21 protein-coding genes are annotated in these 20,668 nt (G+C 42.8%); 18 read left to right on the forward strand and 3 right to left on the reverse strand.

What is annotated here, in order from left to right:
• The first annotated feature begins 199 nt into the window (after positions 1 to 199).
• The 12 genes from fcl to AC4EHK_RS04360 all read left to right on the forward strand — a co-directional run bounded on the left by fcl (position 200) and on the right by AC4EHK_RS04360 (position 13,014).
• Complete coding sequence (gene fcl / locus AC4EHK_RS04305; protein WP_490977551.1) at positions 200 to 1,150, forward strand: GDP-L-fucose synthase; 951 nt, start codon at positions 200 to 202, stop codon at positions 1,148 to 1,150.
• An 11-nt stretch (positions 1,151 to 1,161) separates the two neighbouring features.
• Positions 1,162 to 2,226, forward strand: coding sequence for a GDP-mannose 4,6-dehydratase (gene gmd, locus AC4EHK_RS04310; RefSeq protein ID WP_490977552.1), 1,065 nt, complete (start codon positions 1,162 to 1,164; stop codon positions 2,224 to 2,226).
• Positions 2,227 to 2,395: 169 nt separating this feature from the next.
• Positions 2,396 to 3,772 (forward strand): hypothetical protein, encoded by a 1,377-nt coding sequence (locus AC4EHK_RS04315; protein WP_490977553.1) that lies wholly within the window; start codon positions 2,396 to 2,398, stop codon positions 3,770 to 3,772.
• 53 nt (positions 3,773 to 3,825) lie between these two features.
• Positions 3,826 to 4,935 carry a glycosyltransferase family 4 protein gene (locus tag AC4EHK_RS04320; protein WP_490977554.1) on the forward strand — a complete coding sequence of 370 codons (1,110 nt, stop codon included), beginning with the start codon at positions 3,826 to 3,828 and terminating at the stop codon, positions 4,933 to 4,935.
• A 50-nt stretch (positions 4,936 to 4,985) separates the two neighbouring features.
• Entirely contained in the window at positions 4,986 to 6,293 is a 1,308-nt protein-coding gene (locus tag AC4EHK_RS04325; RefSeq protein WP_490977555.1) for a glycosyltransferase family 4 protein, read from the forward strand.
• Between the two features lie 430 nt (positions 6,294 to 6,723).
• Positions 6,724 to 8,109, forward strand: coding sequence for a sugar phosphate nucleotidyltransferase (locus tag AC4EHK_RS04330; protein WP_490977556.1), 1,386 nt, complete (start codon positions 6,724 to 6,726; stop codon positions 8,107 to 8,109).
• Between the two features lie 67 nt (positions 8,110 to 8,176).
• Positions 8,177 to 9,130, forward strand: coding sequence for a mannose-6-phosphate isomerase, class I (gene manA / locus AC4EHK_RS04335; protein ID WP_490977557.1), 954 nt, complete (start codon positions 8,177 to 8,179; stop codon positions 9,128 to 9,130).
• Between the two features lie 259 nt (positions 9,131 to 9,389).
• A complete protein-coding gene (galU, locus tag AC4EHK_RS04340) occupies positions 9,390 to 10,277 on the forward strand; it encodes a UTP--glucose-1-phosphate uridylyltransferase GalU (protein ID WP_490977558.1) in 888 nt (295 codons plus the stop codon).
• Positions 10,278 to 10,297: 20 nt separating this feature from the next.
• The gene (locus AC4EHK_RS04345) at positions 10,298 to 10,465 is read left to right on the forward strand and encodes a hypothetical protein (RefSeq protein ID WP_490977559.1); all 168 of its coding nucleotides are present in this window, start codon (positions 10,298 to 10,300) and stop codon (positions 10,463 to 10,465) included.
• 211 nt (positions 10,466 to 10,676) lie between these two features.
• Entirely contained in the window at positions 10,677 to 11,390 is a 714-nt protein-coding gene (locus AC4EHK_RS04350) for a sugar transferase (RefSeq protein WP_490977928.1), read from the forward strand.
• Between the two features lie 190 nt (positions 11,391 to 11,580).
• Positions 11,581 to 12,306 (forward strand): YveK family protein, encoded by a 726-nt coding sequence (locus AC4EHK_RS04355; protein WP_490977560.1) that lies wholly within the window; start codon positions 11,581 to 11,583, stop codon positions 12,304 to 12,306.
• Positions 12,307 to 12,309: 3 nt separating this feature from the next.
• Positions 12,310 to 13,014 (forward strand): CpsD/CapB family tyrosine-protein kinase, encoded by a 705-nt coding sequence (locus AC4EHK_RS04360; protein ID WP_490977561.1) that lies wholly within the window; start codon positions 12,310 to 12,312, stop codon positions 13,012 to 13,014.
• 58 nt (positions 13,015 to 13,072) lie between these two features.
• Here AC4EHK_RS04360 and AC4EHK_RS04365 read toward each other — a convergent pair whose 3' ends face one another.
• Positions 13,073 to 13,519, reverse strand: coding sequence for a GDYXXLXY domain-containing protein (locus tag AC4EHK_RS04365; protein WP_490977562.1), 447 nt, complete (start codon positions 13,517 to 13,519; stop codon positions 13,073 to 13,075).
• Positions 13,516 to 14,691 carry a DUF2157 domain-containing protein gene (locus AC4EHK_RS04370; protein ID WP_490977563.1) on the reverse strand — a complete coding sequence of 392 codons (1,176 nt, stop codon included), beginning with the start codon at positions 14,689 to 14,691 and terminating at the stop codon, positions 13,516 to 13,518. Before AC4EHK_RS04370 ends, AC4EHK_RS04365 begins: the two co-directional genes overlap by 4 nt.
• A 209-nt stretch (positions 14,692 to 14,900) precedes the next feature.
• Here AC4EHK_RS04370 and AC4EHK_RS04375 point away from each other — a divergent pair, with 209 nt between their 5' ends.
• Together AC4EHK_RS04375 and AC4EHK_RS04380 are read left to right on the forward strand one after the other, a co-directional pair.
• Positions 14,901 to 15,545, forward strand: coding sequence for a flavin reductase family protein (locus tag AC4EHK_RS04375; RefSeq protein ID WP_490977929.1), 645 nt, complete (start codon positions 14,901 to 14,903; stop codon positions 15,543 to 15,545).
• Between the two features lie 87 nt (positions 15,546 to 15,632).
• Positions 15,633 to 16,178 carry a GNAT family N-acetyltransferase gene (locus tag AC4EHK_RS04380; protein ID WP_490977564.1) on the forward strand — a complete coding sequence of 182 codons (546 nt, stop codon included), beginning with the start codon at positions 15,633 to 15,635 and terminating at the stop codon, positions 16,176 to 16,178.
• Between the two features lie 67 nt (positions 16,179 to 16,245).
• Here AC4EHK_RS04380 and AC4EHK_RS04385 read toward each other — a convergent pair whose 3' ends face one another.
• Positions 16,246 to 16,953 carry an MBL fold metallo-hydrolase gene (locus AC4EHK_RS04385; protein WP_490977565.1) on the reverse strand — a complete coding sequence of 236 codons (708 nt, stop codon included), beginning with the start codon at positions 16,951 to 16,953 and terminating at the stop codon, positions 16,246 to 16,248.
• Between the two features lie 225 nt (positions 16,954 to 17,178).
• On the opposite strand from AC4EHK_RS04385, the gene AC4EHK_RS04390 reads away from it, so the two are divergent.
• The 4 genes from AC4EHK_RS04390 to glpK all read left to right on the forward strand — a co-directional run bounded on the left by AC4EHK_RS04390 (position 17,179) and on the right by glpK (position 20,564).
• Entirely contained in the window at positions 17,179 to 17,451 is a 273-nt protein-coding gene (locus AC4EHK_RS04390; RefSeq protein ID WP_490977566.1) for a YciI family protein, read from the forward strand.
• Between the two features lie 33 nt (positions 17,452 to 17,484).
• The gene (locus AC4EHK_RS04395; protein WP_490977567.1) at positions 17,485 to 18,030 is read left to right on the forward strand and encodes a glycerol-3-phosphate responsive antiterminator; all 546 of its coding nucleotides are present in this window, start codon (positions 17,485 to 17,487) and stop codon (positions 18,028 to 18,030) included.
• 178 nt (positions 18,031 to 18,208) lie between these two features.
• Positions 18,209 to 19,042, forward strand: coding sequence for an MIP/aquaporin family protein (locus AC4EHK_RS04400; protein ID WP_490977568.1), 834 nt, complete (start codon positions 18,209 to 18,211; stop codon positions 19,040 to 19,042).
• Between the two features lie 19 nt (positions 19,043 to 19,061).
• Positions 19,062 to 20,564 (forward strand): glycerol kinase GlpK, encoded by a 1,503-nt coding sequence (gene glpK, locus AC4EHK_RS04405; RefSeq protein ID WP_490977569.1) that lies wholly within the window; start codon positions 19,062 to 19,064, stop codon positions 20,562 to 20,564.
• The last annotated feature ends 104 nt before the right edge of the window (positions 20,565 to 20,668 follow it).

Raw genomic sequence — 20,668 nt, forward strand, 5'->3', positions numbered from 1 at the left:
TAAAAAATCTAAATAATCTGTAATATTTAGACTATTTTATGGTAGAATGGAGAAAAAAATCAATCGATGAGTAAATAGTCTCGGATATAAGGGCGGAATATGGTTTTATATGTATCGTATCCATAAATAAACTTAAAAAATCACCAGCATCCATATAGAAATTTATGTGGCAGAAGCTGAAGAAAAGGTGGGGGTATTTATGAACTTGGACGCGAAAATTTATATAGCTGGACATAGAGGGCTTGTAGGTTCTGCGATTTTAAGAGATTTAACAGCTAAAGGCTATTCCAATCTTGTATTTCGCACCAGTCAGCAACTTGACCTAACAAAGCGTGATCAAGTTGATTTATTTTTTAGAGAGGAACGGCCAGAATACGTATTTCTTGCTGCTGCGAAAGTAGGGGGCATTGTAGCGAATAATGAATATCCAGCAGATTTCATTCGTGATAATTTGATGATCCAAACAAATGTGATTGATGCTGCTTACCAAAATAACGTTAAAAAACTGCTATTCCTTGGAAGTACGTGCATTTACCCAAAGTTGGCCGCGCAGCCGATGAGAGAAGATTCACTCCTGACGGGCGAACTCGAACCGACTAATGAACCTTATGCTATTGCCAAGATTGCTGGAATCAAAATGTGCCAGTCTTATAATCGCCAATATGGAACAGATTTCATTTGTATTATGCCGACAAATTTATATGGCCAAAATGACAACTTTGATTTAAACAGTTCGCATGTTCTGCCGGCTTTGATCCGAAAATTTCATGAAGCTAAATTAAATCAAACCCCATCAGTAGAGGTTTGGGGGACCGGGACGCCCAAGCGTGAATTTCTGTATTCCGATGATTTGGCAGATGCTGCGATTTATTTAATGAATGTTTATAGCGGCAACGATTTGATCAATATTGGAATGGGGAAAGATATTTCGATAAAAGAACTGGCAGAAAAAGTTAGGAAAACGGTCGGATACGAGGGGGAAATTGTCTTTAATACATCAAAGCCAGATGGTGCGCCACGAAAATTGGTAGATGTCAGTAGACTCACCAACCTTGGTTGGGAAGCTCAAACGCCATTAGATGAAGGTCTGGAGTATGCTTACAAATGGTTTTTAGAACATGTAGAGAAAAATACAATGTTGACCAATTGAGGGGGAAAAATATGAAAAAGGCATTGATTACTGGGGTTAATGGGCAGGATGGTTCGTTCCTATCAGATTTCTTATTGGATAAGGGGTATGAAGTTCACGGTATTATCCGAAGAAGTTCAAGCTTTAATACGAGCCGTATCGAGCATTTGTATATCGAGGAACTAAAATCGAGTGACAACTTTTATATCCACTATGGTGATATGACTGACACATCCAACATCATCCGGCTAATCAGCGAAATTAAGCCGGATGAAATCTATAATTTAGCAGCGATGTCTCATGTCAAAGTTTCATTTGAGACCCCGGAATACACGGCGGACGTTGATGGAATTGGCACCTTGCGCATTTTGGAGGCTGTCCGTATTTTAGGTTTAGAGAAAAAAACGCGTATCTACCAAGCTTCTACATCCGAACTTTACGGCAAAGTGCAGGAGGTTCCGCAAAGGGAAACGACGCCATTTTATCCCCGTTCTCCTTATGGTGTGGCAAAGTTATATGGTTACTGGATCACAAAAAACTACAGAGAGTCCTACGATATGTTTGCGGTGAACGGTATTTTGTTCAACCACGAATCAGAGCGCCGCGGTGAAACTTTTGTCACGCGAAAAATTACCATGGCGGTTGCCCGCATTGCTAATGGTAAACAAAAGACGATTTTACTAGGCAACCTTGATGCCAAAAGAGATTGGGGTTATGCCAAGGACTATGTGGAGTGCATGTGGTTAATTTTGCAGCATGATACACCAGAAGACTTTGTCATTGCGACAGGAGAAATGCACACAGTTCGTGAATTTGCGACGCTGGCTTTCAAACATGCAGGGATTGAAGTGAAATGGCAAGGAGAAGGAATAAACGAGAAGGGCCTCAATGCGAAAACGGGGGAAGTAATAGTAGAGGTAAATCCAGAGTATTTCCGCTTGGCAGAAGTTGAGCAGTTGCTGGGTGATCCTTCGAAAGCGAAAAAGTTGCTTGGATGGAATCCAACTTCCACATCGTTTGAAGAGCTTGTGAAAATTATGGTTACACATGATTGCAATTTATTAAAAGAAGAAAAGAGTGCTGTCACAGAATATTGATTGTTCAGAATGGCTGAGAAATCGGTGAAAAGCCTTGAGTATCAAAGGCATCCAACTCAAAAAGCCGTTTTGATGTTTTTTGATAGACGGCAAGGCAGAAATTGTAGCTGCGAAATAGGTCAGGCTCTGATTATAAAGGCAAGAGGATTACAAATAAAGGAATGAGACGATGGAAAAACACATTGAGGCCGATGATCGATTTGAAAGAGTCCTGTATATCATCGTCAATCTACTAACTGGGATTTCGCTGATCTATTACCTGCTTCATGCCGGCCAGGTTTTCGATGCCGATGATCCATGGAATCTCTTCATTTTGATTATGTTTTCCTTAAAGTTTTTTATGGATATTTACGTCTTCAAAGTTGGTATTGCGGCATTTTCACTGGTCTTACTGTTTCTGCCAATCGTCAGCATACTTGGTTTTGGGCCGATTGGGGAGGTTCAGTCATTATTTAATGACCGCACGCACCTCATTGAAAAGCACTTTTATACCTTGGCGTTTGGTGCATTGTTTTTCTACTATATCTGGTCGATTTTGCTTTGGATGACCAATAAAACTTATCGCAGCTATGATACAAAAATCTTGGCTTTTTACTCAGGGACGGTCCAAAGTTTGTTGGCTACGTGGGTTTTCAGTGTTTTGGCTATCGCCTCTTCGATTATTTATTTACCGGATTTGCCAGGTCGGGCATACCACGATTTTTCGCCGAGCTTACTCCCGGGCAATGCTTGGAACTCCGTAGTTGTGATCACCTATTTCTTTGTTTTGATGGGGGTAAAAGGCAGTGCGATACGGAAATTTGCGATCTTCTTTGTTCCTTTTTGGCTGTTGTCCCATTACGCACGAGTTGATATTTTAGGCTTGTTGCTAATTTTGTATCTGCTGTTGACAGCTACCAAAAGAGCGGGAGTTATTAAATCAAAATTCTCGTTTAAAAAAGCTGCGTTGATTGCGGGAGGACTATTGGTGTTTTCTTACTTAGGATTGGTGCGGCATTCAGGCTTGATTTTTGATGTAGAAGCTATTTTGGATTCTGTATTTATTCTCATCAACTACCCGACTGTCCAGGATCTTGTGTATTCCACAGCTGCTGCCATTGAGGTAACTCATACTTACGGCAACTATTACACGCTGATCGACTATATCCCGCAATTGATTCCTTCATTTTTTGGAATTGAAGCACAAAGTCCACAAGCAGCCCATCTTGTCGCTTCGCTTATCCACACAAATTACGGGTTGTTTGTCTATGGAGAATATTATTTAAACTACGAGATTATCGGACTGATAATGGCTCCTTTTGTGACATTTTCCATTATTTTTGTACCGGCTGCTATCATGAAGAAATTGTTTGGTAATTTTGGTATGGCATTGGGTTATTACTGGATTGTCCTAACCATCGCGCGTGTGTTCTGGTATGGCTATATTTACTACATTAAACCCCTGATTATCATTTTGCCAATCTTCGTTCTCATCTACCTAGTCATTGCCTCATTCGAGAGAGAACTGGTAGACAAGCCGGCGCTAAAGTCGACTGAACCGCATTAAAGCTTCTAACCATTCTCGGCAAGTGCATATCAATAAATGAGAGGTGATCTAACGTGACTGGAGCAAAAAAAGGAAATTTGATTTTTGTTGGACCACTGCCTCCTCCGGTATTGGGAGAGAGTATTGCTTTGCAATCCTTGTATAAATCTGAAAAACTTCACCAGAAATATAAGGTGAAAAAAATTAATTTGAGCCGAAAGGATTTCGAACATCCAGGGGCTCTTTCTTTTGATAAAGTGTGGACCGATTCTTTTGCAATTTTATATTGCGGCTTTTTGTCGCTTGTCATGAAGAATCCAGTTTTGTACATTTCCATATCTCAAACAAAAATGGGTTTGCTGCGGGATTGTCTGATGATTCAGGCGTGCAAGCTGCTTGGCCGCGGCAAAATCGTTACGCATCTTCATGGCAATAATCTTGGTGGCACTATCGATGGCACTTCTGGCACTACGCAGAAGTTCATTATTAACGCATTGAAAAAAATTGATGTGGGCATTGTGCTGGGTGGGAAGTTGGCTCCTAATTACCGTGGACATGTCAAACGGATAGAAGTGGTATCCAATGGCATCCCAGCGGATTTCATTCTTAAAAGCGAAGTGGGGATAGGGAAAAAAACGGGGCCGGTTTCTCTTCTGTATTTAAGCAACTTGATGTTTGAAAAAGGTTATGTCGAGCTGATCAAAGCAACTACTGCATTGGTCAAAGAAGGACATAATTTGCGATTGGATTTAGTTGGCGGCATTCAAAACGAAAACGAGTTCTTGGAAGTTCAACAATATATCGCTGCGAATGAAATGGACCAGCGCATACTCTATCACGGCTTGAAACAGGGTGAAGAGAAAAAACGTTTTTTCCTTGAGTCGGATATTATGGCTCTTCCAACGAAATACAAGGTCGAAGGTCAGCCGATGTCCATAATTGAAGGGATGGCGGCAGGACTGCCGATTATTTCATCGGATAGAGGCATCATTGCGGAATTAATCAAGGATTGTGGTGTCATTATCGAACCGACAGTTGAAGGTGTTAAAACCGCGATTAAGGATTTGGTGGCCGATGACGCAGAACGTATGCGCCTTGGAAGGATGAGTCGGGAAAATTTTGAGGCGCATTATACCGAAGATAAATATACCGATGCCCTGATATCCATCTTTGATGAACTTTAAATGGAAGCTGTTCATTTTTTTCAGTCGCTCTCCGAGAAAGGAAGGTCCATATGCTACATAAAAAAAAGATTGTTTTTGTCATCAATTACTTTTATCCGGATCTCGCAGCTACCAGTCAGTTGATGACGGAGTTGACCTTACGCCTTCAGGGTGATTTTGATATTACGGTTATTGCGGCACAGCCAGGGTATGCCGGTGAACATAATGAAGGCAAAAAGCTTTTTGAGGAAGATTACTTAGAAGGCATTAAAGTGGTTCGGATCAAATTGCCTGGGGTGGATAAAAACTCTAAAGTCAGTCGAATCAAATACATCTCCTCCTACTTTTTGCTGGCAAATATGGCTTTGTTAAAAGAAAAGGGGACGGACGTCATTTTCACGATTTCTCAACCTCCGGTATTGGGGGGGTTGATCGGAACCATCGGCAAACTGTTGAAACGTTCGCGGCATATTTATAGCGTCCATGACTTTAACCCTGAGCAGGCGCAAGCTGTGGCGTATACGAACAATCAAACTGTTTTCGGAATCGCGAAAGCTATCGATAAGCTGAATTGCAGTTACGCCGATCAAGTGCTTTTGGTAGGAGAAGATATGGCTGAAACTTTGAGGGGACGTTTTGTGGACAAAAAAGTGCCAGGTCATACCGTTATCAGCAACTGGACGGACGAGCATGCCATTGTTCCGCTTAAAAAAGATGAGCCTGCCATTCGTGAGTTTTTGAAGACGCATGGGCTAGAAAATAAATTTATTGTTATGTATTCAGGAAACCTTGGTCTCTACTATGATCTTGAAAATTTAGTTCAAGTGTCCGAGCAATTTACAGACCAGCCGGATCTCGTTTTTCTGTTTATTGGAGAAGGTGCCGTCAAGCAGCGAATTCAGGAGTATGCCGTCCAAAACAATCTTGAAAACGTCAAGTTCTTACCCTATCAGCCAAAAGAATTTCTGAAGTATTCGTTGAATGCGGCAGATGTCCATTTGGTCGTTAACCAAAAAGGCATTAAAGGGGTTTCTGTACCAAGCAAGATTTACGGCGTAATGGCAGCAGGTAAACCTGTATTAGGTGTATTAGAAGAAGGAAGTGAAGTACAGCGGTTAATTTTCGAAAGTGGAGCCGGTGTTGTCATTGAACCTCAGAATTATCAAGGAGTTGTTCATGCGATCAATTATCTCCGGAGTTTGGACCCTGAAGAATTGAGAGAAATGGGGCTTAAAGGCCGTGCTTACCTTGAAGAACATCTTACCCGGGATACGTCCATCAACAAATACCGGGATGTGCTTCATGCGGTTGCTGGAACTTCTCAGTTGGAGACTGCTTACCATACAGAACATTACAAAGAAGCAGTCAACAAAAAGTAAGCGTACTAAATCGAGCCACTATCGTGAAATCAATTTGATTTCACGATAGTGGCTTTTTTTGTGTGATCGATTCCAATTACGCGATTTTATTAAGGGCGTCTTTAAATTGATTAAAATAAAATGACTATATTTTCTAAAAAAAATGAAAAATAAAATAACTAGAAAGTCTTTGGTGTCAGTGGGTTAAGGGTGATGAGTAGGTAAATATATCTGATATTTCTTATTTTTTAGAAAATTATATTGAATTATTAGGTATTTGTATATATAATACGGTTATACCTTTTTCAATTTACGTGTAAATTGAATTACTTATTTATAGGTGTAGATATATATTGCCTATAAAATTATGAATGTTCTTTGGTTTATTTTATTTAATAAGTCTAAAGAACTGCAGTCTGACAAAATCGCAAATGAAGAAGGAGGCATAATTATGAGATTGGTATTGTTGTCTGGGGGATCAGGAAAGCGCCTATGGCCACTTTCGAACGATGCACGTTCAAAGCAATTCCTTAAAGTGCTGAGTGATGAGGATGGCAATAAAGTTTCCATGGTTCAGCGAGTGTGGAAACAGATCGAGGACACGGGGATGGCTGGAAATTCCATTATTGCGACCAGCAGTTCGCAAGTGGATATGATTAAAGCGCAATTAGGGCAAGGTGTCCATATAGTCACTGAACCGGAAAGAAGAGATACGTTCCCGGCAATTGCACTGGCAGCTGTTTATCTTTATTCAGTCCAGAAATGCGATTTGAATGAGGTGGTGGGAATGCTGCCGGTAGATCCGTACGTTGAAAATCAATTTTTTGGTCGTGTCCAGGATTTGGAAAAAGTATTGCTCGAGTCAGGTGCAGAATTGGCACTGATGGGAGTGAAGCCGACTTATCCTTCCGCCAAATATGGCTATATTATTCCGGATAACCAATCAGAGAATTCTTATTTGACAGTAGATTACTTTAAAGAAAAGCCGACTGAACAGCAGGCAGAAGAATTGATAGAACAGAATGCATTATGGAACTGCGGCGTATTTGCTTTTAGGCTCAGTTATATCATCGATCTACTGAAAGAAAGAGGCATGCCGACCGAGTATTCCCAGCTGCTAAGAAACTATCACCGCCTTCCTAAAAACAGTTTTGATTATGAAGTGGTGGAGCGGGCGTCTCATATTGTTTCTTTGCCCTACGATGGATATTGGAAAGATTTGGGTACCTGGAATACGTTGACAGAAGAAATGGCGGTTCAGGTGACGGGTAAAGGAATCATCGGAAAAGGGGTGGAAAACTCCCATATCGTTAATGAACTCGATATTCCGATAACCTTGCTCGGCTTGGATAATGTAGTGGTAGCAGCTAGCCCGGATGGGATTTTGGTGACCGATAAAGATGCTAGCACAAAGGTGAAGGAATATGTGGAGGGCTTCGATAATCGTCCGATGTATGAAGAGCGCCGCTGGGGTTGGTATCGCGTGCTGGAGTATACGAGGTATGCTGAAGGCAATGAAGTTTTGATTAAGCGCTTGGGTATCAATGCAGGAAAAAACCTCAGCTATCAAATGCATTACAAGCGCAGTGAGGTATGGACTATCGTTAAAGGTGAGGGGATTTTTGTCTTCAATGACCAATTGAGTCACGTCAGAACAGGTGATATTATTCATATCCCTCTTGGTGCCAAGCATACATTGAAAGCGACAACCGATATAGAAATTATTGAAGTTCAAACCGGCAGCGAACTGATTGAAGAAGATATTTTCCGAACTTCCAATGAGTGGGAAGAAATTGAAGCGATTTGTAAAGTTAAGCTAACTGCTCGCCATGGATAGCAGCGGATGAGTAAAAATCCTCTTAATTATTAACGTGCTTGTCATTTCCATCATGGGAGGGAACTTCATGTACAAAGAACCCGTTTTTTTGAAGCCAGTTTTTCAAGAACGAATATGGGGTGGAGAAAAACTTCAGAAACTATTTAACTACGATATTCCTTCCCAAACAACAGGGGAAGCGTGGGTCATTTCTGCTCATGAAAATGGACCATCAATTGTTATGAATGGTGAACTGCAAGGAAAGAATTTGCTGGAGGTATGGAAGAATCATCCTCAATTATTTGGTTTTGAAACCACTGAGACCGATTTTCCATTGCTGGTGAAGATTCTCGATGCCAACGATCAATTGTCTGTTCAAGTCCATCCGGACGATCGCTATGCACGAGAACTGGCCCATCAACCATTCGGAAAAACAGAGTGCTGGTATATCTTGGATTGTGACGAAGATGCTGAAATTATAATTGGGCATCAAGCGCAATCGCGTGAGGAGTTTCAGCAATTGGTGAGCGAAGGGGAATGGCAAAAACTGTTTCAGAGCATCAAGGTAAGAAAAGGTGATTTTGTGTATGTACCAAGTGGAACCTTGCATTCGATCGGCAAAGGGATCGTTATTCTGGAGACGCAGCAAAGCTCTGATATTACATTCAGGCTCTATGATTATGATCGTGTGGATCCAGAAGGCAAAAAGCGTGAACTGCATTTAGAAGAAGCCATGACAGTGATGACATGTCCGCATCAGCAATTTGTTCAGGACAACTTGAAGGAACAGTTAAACAATCTTCAATCGACGCGGTTGATTGAAGGCGAGTACTTCACGGTATATCATTGGCAGCTTGGTGGGAAGGTGGAAGTTCCATTATCAACGGGATTCCTATTGGTCAGTGTCATTAATGGATCAGGTCACCTAGTAACGGAGGAAAGTGTATCGACGGTGAAAAAGGGTGACAACTTCATTGTACCTGCCACTATCGGTAATTATTTTATGGATGGAGATTTGGAAATGATTGTATCCCACACATAAATACGTTTTAAATTATCTGAATATTGGAATATATGTTAAGGAGAAAAGTATAAAATTAGTGAGTATATAGAACCATTTTTATTATTAAAATTAATAATTCTTAATAATAAAACTATTTTTAAGGGACTATCGATGTTACAATGGGACAGTATTTAGGTATCTAAATGCTATAAAGAAGCTTTCTTTGTTAAAAAGTTTCCTTCCCGTTAGTGAATACAACAATCGATATTCTCGACTAATTCAAAGGCGGGTGGATTATATGGTGAAAAAGGTAAGAAAGGCAATTATTCCTGCAGCAGGTCTAGGTACCCGATTTCTTCCGGTAACCAAGGCGATGCCCAAAGAAATGTTGCCAATAGTAGACAAACCAACCATTCAATACATTGTTGAAGAAGCCATTGCTTCAGGCATCGAAGACATTATTATAGTTACAGGAAAAGGCAAGCGCGCGATTGAAGACCATTTTGATAAAAACTTTGAACTGGAAGATAATTTGTTCAAAAAGGGGAAGTTTGAACTTCTTGAAAAAGTTCAGCACACCTCCAATGTAGAAATTCACTATATACGCCAAAAAGAACCCAAGGGCTTGGGGCACGCCGTTTGGAGCGCTCGCAAGTTTATCGGAAATGAACCATTTGCGGTCCTGCTGGGAGATGACCTAGTAAAAGCAGAGAAACCTTGTTTAAAACAATTGATTGATCAATATGACAAAATGCAGTCATCTATTATTGGAGTTCAGCAAGTGCCGGACCATGAAACACATCGGTACGGCATCATTGATCCAAGTGGGGTGGATGGGCGTTGCTATCAGGTCAGCAACTATGTGGAAAAACCGAAGGCGGGTACAGCTCCTTCCAATCTGGCAATTATGGGGCGTTATATTCTAGATCCTGAAATTTTTGATTTTCTAGGTACACAGAGTGCCGGGGCAGGAGGAGAGATCCAATTGACGGACGCCATTCAAAAGCTGAACAAGGTGCAAAATGTCTATGCTTATGATTTCGAAGGTAAGCGTTACGATGTAGGCGAGAAGCTTGGTTTTATACGCACAACCATTGAATTTGCCTTGGATAGCCCTGAGTTTGGCAAAGACGTAGAAAGTATCATTAAAGAAATCATGGCTGAGAAAGCTGCTGCATCGACGTAGATGAAGAAAAAGTTGTAAAAATGAGAAAAGGCATTTTTCCTATATACGAAACTGACCTTAGTGGCTTGGTGAAAAAACATTACGGCAAGGCGCAAAAGCTTTACGACAAATCACTGGGAGGGACTTCGACAGACAAGTATTGTTTATGCTGCGGTAGAAATTCCATAAAACAAAGCCGGTTCAGCTGATTTGGGTTTTGTAGAAAAACTCGCAAAAAGCATTGCTGAAGAGGTAGAAAATAATGTTTTTGTCTGTAGGAAAAGCACCGTTTCCGATAGGAGAAACTGGTTTGCATTAAAGGCCAAAGAGAAAAGTGGAATTGATTACCATTCAATCGGAAGACCGGTTTCAACCAAACTGATCGAAGCAGCGCCCATCTGATTGACAAAGGAATTTATGATGAAAGTGGTGATTCAAATGTCAGTGTCCGCTCCTGAAAAAGAAAAAATGGATGTAAATACAAGATACCGCGAAATGGTATTTGAAAGCGTTAAGACAAATACGAGCAATGGATATTTGTATACAAAACGCTTTTTGGATATTGCCGGTTCGCTAATGGGTCTGGTCATATTGATTCCCTTATTTCTGATTATCAGTTTGCTAATAAAAATGGAGGATCCTCATGGTCCAGTATTCTTTAAGCAGAAAAGGGTTGGCAAGCATGGGAAGTCTTTTGATATGTATAAGTTCCGTTCCATGGTGTGCAACGCGGAGGATCTGAAAGCCTCACTGCTAAAACAAAACGAAGCCTCTGGTCCGGTATTCAAGATTAAAAGCGATCCAAGAATTACGAAAATTGGCAAGTTTATTAGAAAAACCAGCATAGATGAACTGCCGCAGCTGGTTAATGTGCTAAGCGGAGATATGAGCATTGTAGGGCCAAGACCTGCTTTACCTGATGAGGTAGCACAGTATACAAACTATGAAAAACAGCGCATTAGTGTAACTCCGGGTTTGACCTGCTTTTGGCAGGTTAACGGAAGAAGCAATATCAGTTTTCAAGAATGGGTCGAAATGGATTTGGAGTACATCCGCAATCGAAACACAATGATGGACATTAAATTAATTTTGAAAACCATATTGGTGCTGTTCGGTTCTAAGGATGCCTATTGATGGAAAATCGGAAGGTTTATTGGAAGGCTACGTTTTATTGTCAAAGGCAATCATTCGTTCAACCATGGGACATCAATTAAGTTGATGTCCCATGGTTGATTGAAAGAGAAATAACTGGTATAAGATCCAATATCCGATGTTATTGCTTTTGAGTGTTTATACATTTCTGGTCGAAAGGAGGGATGGCGAAATGATCGAAACCATCAGCTTGCGTGAAATTTATTTGATTTTAAAAAATCGAATACGGCTCATTCTAGCCATAACCATCGCATTCGTGATTGTTGCGGCATTGGTATCGTATTATATGCTTACACCTATGTATCAAACCTCCACTCAGCTTCTGGTCAGCCAACAACAGACTGAAGCAGGGCTGGACAGCCAAAGTATCGAAACAGATTTGCAGTTAGTCGGTACATACGGGGAAATTATTAAAAGTCCGGTCATACTTGAGCAGGTAATCAGCCAATTGGGATTGGACATGTCTTATGAAGAACTCGATGATAAAGTAACTGTGGAAATTGCAGAAAGTTCGCAACTGCTTACTATTGTGGTGGTGGATGAAGACCTTGCAACGGCTGTGGAAATTGCAAACAACACAGCTGAAATTTTTGAAGTAGAGATTGTGGAATTAATGAATGCAAATAATGTTTCGATCCTGTCACCAGCAGTAGCCATGGAGAATCAGACACCTGTATCACCAAATCCTCCACTCAATATTTTGCTTGGAGCAGTTGCCGGTCTTCTGATTGGTGCAGTTATCGCTCTGATTTTACGCTATCTGGATACGACCCTCAGAGGAGAAAAGGACATACAGGATGTGTTAGGAATTCCTGTGCTTGGAGCGATCTCAGCAATGAGTGAAGAAGAAGACATTCCGGCCAATGAGCCGATTGCCTTTAAACGCAGGGAGGCATAATAAATGGTGAAGAAAAAGAACAAGCCTGAAGCGAAAAACAGGAAACTGATTGCCTTTACCAATCCAAAGTCGAGGGTATCTGAGCAGTTCAGAACCTTGCGAACAAATATTCATTTTTCTTCTCTTGATGGGGAGATTCGATCTCTGGTTATTACTTCTGCTTCTCACTCGGAGGGGAAATCGACCACCTCATCGAATCTGGCAATCGTGTTCGCCCAAGAAGGCAAACGTGTCTTATTGATTGATGCGGACATGAGAAAGCCAACGATGCACGATACGTTCAAAATTAACAATTCGCGGGGGCTGTCAAATGTATTGGCCCGTCAGATTGCGTTGAAAGTAGCAATTCAATCGGGAGAAATTGAAAATCTTGATCTTTTGCCGAGTGGGCCAATTCCGCCCAATCCAGCAGAATTGTTGAGCTCTCACAGCATGGATTTACTATTTGATCAAGCACTCGACACCTACGACCTGCTAATTTTTGATACACCGCCTGTCTTGTCTGTAACAGATAGTGTGGTTTTAGCAAATAGATGTGAAGGCGCTATTCTAGTAGTGAACTCAGGGAAAACAGAACGAGAGCATGCTCTTAAAGCAAAAGAAGCCATTACTGCCTCATCTAAAACGCGGCTGCTGGGAGTAGTGATCAATAACATCAAAGCACAAAAGAATAGTGCCTATGCACAGTATTATGGCGCAGAAAGATAAAGCTGCTGGAAAACTAAAAAAGTTCAATCAGTGCGCTGATTGAACTTTTTTTATGGTTTCATTCCAAACGTTCTTGCAGGTCGACCGGTCGAATGGTTCCCCAGTCAGAGACGTCAATGATTACTTGCAAGTCGCGTGCCGTCTCAAGTTGCAAGCCAAGTCCTTGCTCAACGTAGAATTGTTCCAGTTGTGGGGCAGTGACGTTGCCCCCGAGGACGGATCCTTCAATAGCTCCGAAAAAGGGTTCGCTATCGATTCGATCAATGACGGCATAGCCATCATTCCCTTCTTTCAACGTAAAGTAAACTGAGCTGTCATCGGTAATAGACGATGTCTGTAAATCCGGGTATTGCAACATGACGTATTCCCCGTAGAACGGGTCGAACGGATCAAAAGGTTCAGCTCTTAAAACATACTGCTCACCAAACCAGGAAGCCGCGTAATAACTTGCAAGCAGGATGATGACAACTGCTGTTTGGATGATTGGGAAGAGCCAGGATTTCATGGTTTGTCACCCTCTTTCCTGCGGTTAATCCACCAGGCTACAGCTGACAACAGGAACAACAGCAATGCACCGATCAGGAAGAAAAGCGACATGTCGAGTCGGTCCCACGCATATATAATGTAAATCACAAATTGCACAACGATGAAATAAACAAAGCCTAACCCTAAAGGTTCATTTCGCCGCTGGGCAATAATTAAGTATGCAAGTGCAGACAGTTCAGCAACCGTCGCCAGGCCGATTGCTGTTTCGTCAAAGAGCAGCAATCCAATGGATCCGGGAACCGCAATCCACATAAGGGAACGAAATTTGAAAAAGCAAAGGATGAGCACGCCAATCCCAACGACGGCTAAGGCAATAGCTTCTGTCGCATGGTTAGCATCAATCACACTAACAAAGCTTTGGCCGCGTACTGCCAAATAGACGACGACCAGCATACCGGATGCAAGCAAATAAAGTGGGCGAATCATCTGTTGCTTGTTTTCAGATGCGATAAACAGGAGCAGTACAAGCGCGAACAGCGTCCAGACCGGCCACAGTGAACTGTCATAATCCACTAATCCCCAGAGCATAAATCCGGAAGCAAACAACAAAATCCAACTGAAAGCCACAGGTGCAAAGCTATTGCTAAAGTAGAACCACGCTGCAGTAATGGCAATGAAGATCCCCCATTCCAGCCATCCAATGTTAGGGATGAACGATATCAATACCGCAGCACCAAAGATAAACCCAATGACGGAATAAATGAGCTTTCTCCAATAAAAGAAATGGGCAAGTGTTGCTAAGTACATTGCCCACGGCAAAACGGAATTAGCCAATGGGAAATGGAATGTTTGTACAGTCACCAACACAGTGGCACCAAACATCGCCAAGCCAATCACTCGAAAGAGGAGTGGTGAGCTAAAAGCTTTTTTCTCTGAAAAATGAGCAATGCTATAAAACAACCACATCAAAACCAGCATCAACAAAACCTTGGCTAAGTCTGGTATGGCTTGCCAATTGGCCGCAATAAAACTGAAAATCGCCAAAGCAAAGAAAATCAAACCAATCATTAACAGCAGCGGAAGCTTTTTAGGTGCAGGTTGCTGCTTTTCAAAAGCTAAGATTTGTTCAGCCGTTGCTTGATCTAACAAGCCTGCTCGATGCCACTGTTTTACTTTCTGCTCCATTTCCATAGGTAGTCCCTCCTCTGGTCTTACTATGATTATAGTCCTGCTAAGTTCGAAAAAACAGCTACTTGAGTAGTGTATTTGAATGTTTATGTTGACGTGCATATTCAAGTCATTCACATGTATTTTTACTCATTAATTGCTAAAAAAACGGATTTAAAATGATGTGAAAAGGGAAAAGAAAAGCAAGAGAGTGGAAGGGGTGGTTGAAGAAAATGATTATTGATCCATTAAACATGACTGCACAGCAGAATTACAAACTGCTAATTGGAAGTGTGGTGCCTCGACCTATTGCCTGGGTGTCCACCATGTCGTTGGACGGCGTTGCCAATTTAGCGCCTTATAGTTTTTTTACAGTGGTGTCGCGCAATCCGCCCATGCTGGCTTTTTCTGTTGGCGAAGGGGTTGAGGCTCGTGCCGGCACAGTCAAAGATACCTTGCAAAATATACGTGAAAACAAAGAGTTTGTCATTAATATTGTGACTGCGCCACTAGCCAATGAAATGGCAAAAAGTGGCGAACATATTGCGAGAGAAGTCGATGAATTCGAATATACTGGATTGACAGCTGCAGAATCGATTGAAGTTTCTGTGCCACGCGTTTTGGAAGCACCCATCAATATGGAGTGTAGACTGCACGACATTATTCAGTTGGGGGACGATCACCTGGTAATTGGCAAGCTTGTGAAATTTCATGTGAAAGATGAACTCTATCAAAATGGACGCATCAATTTGGAAAAGCTGGCGCCGATTGGACGATTAGCTGGAAATTACGCACCGGTAGAAACCATTTTTTCCTTGCCCATCGACCATTTGGAAAGTATCTTAAAAACACCTATTGATCAATCAGAAAATACGTAACCTACTGCCACTGCCGCTTTTGTTTATTCAATTGAATAACCAATAGCGGTTTTCTTATTCACCAAAAGACAAGAAAGGAGTGTTTGGATGGAGTTGGATATAGGGAAAGTCAGCTTTCGGCGATTGCGGCGTGAACATTTGCCGCAGCTCTATGAATGGATTACAAGAGAGCCGCCAGCCACAAGGTTTTGGGGCTATGTGCAAGGTTCTACGTATGGCCAGTTTGTTCAGGAATTTACGGACAGCATCAAGGGCAAAGATCCGACAAGGCCCTATATCATTTATTACGAAGAAACGCCGATAGGATACATTCAAACCTATCGATGGAGCGATTATCCCGGCTGTGAAAAGTACGAGGAACTGCATAAAGCCGCTGGACTAGATGTGCTGATTGGTGCCAAGGGCTATCGAAACAAAGGACTGGGTTCCAAGGTTCTTCACAAATTTTTGAAAGAAATCATCTTTGCGGATTCGCAAATCCTATTCTGCGTCACCGATCCAGATATCCGGAATACTGTCGCGATCCGTGCCTATGAGAAAACAGGCTTCCAAAAGGCGCGGCAAGTGGATGAAGTACTGGATGAGCCGAGACCAGTGATGTTAATGCGGGTGGGACGCAAAGAGGTGAAATAACAAACCCGTTTGCCAGAAAGTTTTCTGGCAAACGGGTTTTATTGCGTGCTAGAAGCAGACAGCCTCTTTATTGAAGATTTTTCTCGCTTTCTGAAATAGCCAAGTCGATAGCATCCAGCGGTTTGGTGATCATCTTACCATGTCCAACTGCCAATAATTGCGGATCGAGCTGGCGTATTTTTTTCCCGCTCTCGAGCGCTACTCGTTTGTTCCATGTCGCAAAGGCAGGAAAGGGAAATGATGCTTTAAGTGTCCCGGAGACGGCAATGCCGCCGCGTGTCTGAAAAGCATCTCCAGCAAGCAAAAAGTGGTTGCGCGTATCCACTAAGGAAATAGAGCCCGGTGTATGGCCTGGCGTATTGATCACTTTCAGAGAGCCGACCCTGTCGCCTTCTTCGAGCAAACGGTCCGGCTGCGTCTTAACGTTTTTAGGGACACCGCCTTTGATTGGCGAATCAGGTTCCCCGGGAAGCAGGCTCGTATCTCCGGCAAGCAAACGTGCATCACGTGCCGATATGCTGACAATAGCGTCTGGCCATTCCCGCTTAATGGCATCAAGCGCGCCGATATGATCGCTATGCGCATGGGTAATAACAATTTGGGTCAGCGGCTTTTTCATGACCTTGATTGATAATAAAATCTGTTTAGCATTTAATCCTAAAGCAGCATCCACCAGTGTCAGTTCGTTTTCTTCATCAACTACATAGCAGTTTACGGGAAAGAATCGAGGCATAAACGTTAATTGATAGACAGGTCCTTTTTTTGTCATCCGCACAGCCAATCATCTCCTTAGGGGTGATGTAAGTTAGTTCCAGTTTACCCAGTTTGGCAAGTATATTAACGGATTTGGAACGTATTTCGTAAGATTTAAAAAGTATTTATTCAACTTCGAAAAAATATCCAACTAACTGAAAAAAACGTGGCGATTAGCAAAGAATTCATGGCAATCAAAGACTTTTTGCAGCCTGCTCCTTATAATAAAGAAAAAGGGGGCGTATTCATGAAATACTTTGCAGTCATGTTGCCCATGAAAGATGTTGACAAGAGCCGGGAGTTTCGGCCGCAGCATCTGGCATTTCTAGAAGACAAACGCATTAACGGCCAAGTGGCAGCCAATGGCAAGTTTGCAGACGGCTCTGGCGGACTGGTCATTTACCGGGTTGATTCGTATGCAGCCTGCGAAGCATTGGTGAAGATGGATCCGTATGTTGCAGAAGGTGCGAGGCAATATGAGATTTTTGAATGGGAAGCGGTTTGGGCGGATAATGCTTGATAAAAGCATGGAGACAATTGAGGAGGAACCCCTGTGCATGAGTTAAATGGCGTTTTGCCAGTTTTGCGTAATATGAAAGAGTTTGAACGCTTGCTCGAGAGCGATCACGAGTACATTATCTTTTTGGAAATTCGGCTGGCGCAGCTTAAGCAATTGGTGCAGGCCGCGAAAAAAGCCAACAAAAAAGTGATTCTCCACGTGGATTTGATTCAAGGACTAAAGACAGATTCTTATGGATTTGAATATTTGATGAGGGAAGTCAAACCGGACGGCATCGTTTCCACGCGCAGCAACGTGATCGCTTTGGCAAAGAAAAACAACTTGTTGACGATTCAGCGGCTGTTTTTGCTGGACAGCCAAGCGCTTGAACACAATATAAAGCTCATCAATCAAGTTACTCCAGATTATATCGAGATTCTGCCTGGCATCATTCCATCGGTCATTAAAGAGGTTTTTGATAAGACGGGCATTCCGGTTATCGCGGGCGGATTGATCCGGACGAAAGAAGATATTCAATTGGCCTATGATGGCGGAGCTAAAGCCATTTCCACCTCTCAGCCGGAACTTTGGGAATTATAAATTGTTGACAGCGTTTTCACTAACTGGTAACTTTGTATTTACAAGTTAAGAACTGTGCTGGAGAAATGGAGACCCACACTGAAAAGAACGCTTCTTACGGAGAAGCAGTTTGATTCAGTGCGGGTCTTTTTCTATTTTCAAAGAGCGGTTCAAAGACAAAAAATAAAGGTGTGTTACAATGACGGAATTTTTAGCAGAAGTGGTTGGCACGATGATTTTGATTATTTTTGGAGCTGGCGTCGTCGCCGGTGTCGTGTTAAAAGATTCGAAAGCTGAAAACAGTGGATGGATAGTCGTCACGATTGCCTGGGGACTCGCCGTTACGATGGGGATATATGCAGTCGGCAATTTTTCCGGAGCGCATTTAAATCCAGCAGTAACACTCGGGTTTGCGGCGGTTGGAGATTTCCCATGGGCGAAAGTTCCCGTTTATATTGCGGCACAAATTTTGGGTGCAATCATTGGTGCGGCTATTGTTTTTTTCAATTACTTGCCGCATTGGAGACAGACCAAAGACGCCGAAACGAAATTGGCCGTATTTGCAACAATTCCTGCAATCCGCCGTCCATTTTCGAATTTGGTCAGTGAAATTATTGGTACAGCCGTATTGGTTATGGGCCTCTTGTTCATCGGCGCAAACGAGTTTACAGAAGGGTTGAATCCATTAATTGTCGGTGCATTGATAATGGCAATCGGAATGTCGCTTGGCGGCACGACGGGGTATGCGATCAATCCTGCGCGTGATCTTGGTCCCCGTATTGCTCATGCATTGCTGCCAATTCCGGGTAAAGGCAAATCGGATTGGTCTTATGCCTGGGTGCCGGTTGTCGGCCCGATATTCGGCGGGGTGTACGGCGCATTGTTTTACAAAGCGCTGTTCACTGGAGCTTACGGTCTGCCATTTTGGATGATGAGCATTGCCCTATTCCTGGTTTTATTTGGTGCAGCAAGTGTAGAATTGAGAAAAGAGCGGACAACCGCTGATAAATTAGAAGAAAAAATTGTTTCATAACCCATTGGAGGAGATTGTTTTGACTAAAGATTATATTTTGTCCATAGACCAGGGCACAACCAGTTCACGTGCCGTATTATTGAACCATAAAGGTGAGATTTTCGAGACAGCTCAACAGGAGTTTCAGCAGTTTTTCCCGAAACCGGGCTGGGTCGAGCATGATGCCAATGAAATTTGGACCTCAGTTTTAGCCTGTATCGCAGAAGTGCTGCGCAAATCAGACGTTGATCCTACGCAAATCGCGGGAATCGGCATCACCAACCAGCGTGAGACGACGGTCGTCTGGGACCGCAACACAGGCAAACCTATCTATAAAGCCATCGTCTGGCAGTCGCGCCAAACAGACGGCATTTGCAACGACTTGAAAGAGCAAGGATTGAACGAAGTATTCCGCAAAAAAACCGGCCTGCTGATTGATGCATATTTTTCTGGAACAAAAGTAAAATGGATATTGGACAATGTCGAAGGCGCACGCGAAAAAGCGGACAATGGCGACTTAATGTTCGGTACGATCGATTCGTGGCTGGTCTATAAATTATCAGGCGGCGCGGCCCATGTCACCGATTACAGCAATGCGTCCCGTACGTTGATGTATAACATTTATGACTTGGAATGGGATCAGGAACTCTTGGACATTTTGACCGTTCCTAAAAGCATGCTTCCTGAAGTGCGTCAGTCATCGGAAGTGTATGCCCACACCGTCAACTATCATTTCTTCGGCCACGAAGTGCCGATTGCCGGTATGGCTGGTGATCAGCAGGCTGCTTTGTTCGGCCAAGCTTGTTTTGAAAAAGGCATGGCAAAAAATACATACGGCACCGGCTGCTTTATGTTGATGAATACAGGAGAAGAAGGCGTTGTATCGGAGCATGGTTTGTTGACAACGCTGGCTTGGGGCGTTGACGGCAAAGTGGAGTACGCACTTGAAGGCAGCATTTTTGTCGCCGGTTCAGCAATCCAATGGCTGCGTGACGGTCTTCAAATTATTGAAAATGCACCGGAAAGCGAAGACTACGCAATGCAAGTCGAATCAACTGATGGCGTCTACATGGTTCCGGCATTTGTCGGTCTTGGAACACCTTACTGGGATACCGATGCACGCGGCGCCGTTTTCGGCCTGACACGCGGCACAACGAAAGCACATTTCATCCGTGCGACACTTGAGGCGCTCGCATACCAGACAAAAGACGTTGTAGATGTTATGATAGAAGATGCAGGGATCGAATTGAAAACTTTGCGCGTTGATGGCGGAGCGGTCGGCAATGATTTGCTGATGCAGTTCCAAAGCGATATTTTGGATGTTCCCGTGGAACGTCCAATGATTCAGGAAACGACAGCACTTGGCGCTGCATATTTAGCAGGTCTGGCAGTCGGATTCTGGAAAGACAAAGAAGAAATCGCCCAGCAGTGGAAAATTGACAAAACCTTTACACGCGAAATGCCGGCTGAAGACAGTGAAACACTTTATGAAGGCTGGAAAAACGCGGTAACAGCAACACGTTCATTTAAACCAGTGAAATAACCTACAAGTTAATAACAAGAAACACACGGCCGGAGACTATGAGAGACCATGCCACATTTGCAGAAGAAATTCTGTAGCTGTGCCTGGATCTCTCTTTTTATATG

Source organism: Planococcus sp. TJ-307 (genome assembly GCF_058268435.1).

Excerpts from the sequence above, each read along its gene's own strand:
- fcl (WP_490977551.1), top strand. The coding sequence starts at position 200 with ATGAACTTGGACGCGAAAATTTATATAGCTGGACATAGAGGGCTTGTA.
- gmd (WP_490977552.1), top strand. The coding sequence starts at position 1,162 with ATGAAAAAGGCATTGATTACTGGGGTTAATGGGCAGGATGGTTCGTTC.
- AC4EHK_RS04315 (WP_490977553.1), top strand. The coding sequence starts at position 2,396 with ATGGAAAAACACATTGAGGCCGATGATCGATTTGAAAGAGTCCTGTAT.
- AC4EHK_RS04325 (WP_490977555.1), top strand. The coding sequence starts at position 4,986 with ATGCTACATAAAAAAAAGATTGTTTTTGTCATCAATTACTTTTATCCG.
- AC4EHK_RS04330 (WP_490977556.1), top strand. The coding sequence starts at position 6,724 with ATGAGATTGGTATTGTTGTCTGGGGGATCAGGAAAGCGCCTATGGCCA.
- manA (WP_490977557.1), top strand. The coding sequence starts at position 8,177 with ATGTACAAAGAACCCGTTTTTTTGAAGCCAGTTTTTCAAGAACGAATA.
- galU (WP_490977558.1), top strand. The coding sequence starts at position 9,390 with ATGGTGAAAAAGGTAAGAAAGGCAATTATTCCTGCAGCAGGTCTAGGT.
- AC4EHK_RS04345 (WP_490977559.1), top strand. The coding sequence starts at position 10,298 with ATGAGAAAAGGCATTTTTCCTATATACGAAACTGACCTTAGTGGCTTG.
- AC4EHK_RS04350 (WP_490977928.1), top strand. The coding sequence starts at position 10,677 with ATGAAAGTGGTGATTCAAATGTCAGTGTCCGCTCCTGAAAAAGAAAAA.
- AC4EHK_RS04355 (WP_490977560.1), top strand. The coding sequence starts at position 11,581 with ATGATCGAAACCATCAGCTTGCGTGAAATTTATTTGATTTTAAAAAAT.
- AC4EHK_RS04360 (WP_490977561.1), top strand. The coding sequence starts at position 12,310 with ATGGTGAAGAAAAAGAACAAGCCTGAAGCGAAAAACAGGAAACTGATT.
- AC4EHK_RS04365 (WP_490977562.1), bottom strand. The coding sequence starts at position 13,519 with ATGAAATCCTGGCTCTTCCCAATCATCCAAACAGCAGTTGTCATCATC.
- AC4EHK_RS04370 (WP_490977563.1), bottom strand. The coding sequence starts at position 14,691 with ATGGAAATGGAGCAGAAAGTAAAACAGTGGCATCGAGCAGGCTTGTTA.
- AC4EHK_RS04375 (WP_490977929.1), top strand. The coding sequence starts at position 14,901 with ATGATTATTGATCCATTAAACATGACTGCACAGCAGAATTACAAACTG.
- AC4EHK_RS04380 (WP_490977564.1), top strand. The coding sequence starts at position 15,633 with ATGGAGTTGGATATAGGGAAAGTCAGCTTTCGGCGATTGCGGCGTGAA.
- AC4EHK_RS04390 (WP_490977566.1), top strand. The coding sequence starts at position 17,179 with ATGAAATACTTTGCAGTCATGTTGCCCATGAAAGATGTTGACAAGAGC.
- AC4EHK_RS04400 (WP_490977568.1), top strand. The coding sequence starts at position 18,209 with ATGACGGAATTTTTAGCAGAAGTGGTTGGCACGATGATTTTGATTATT.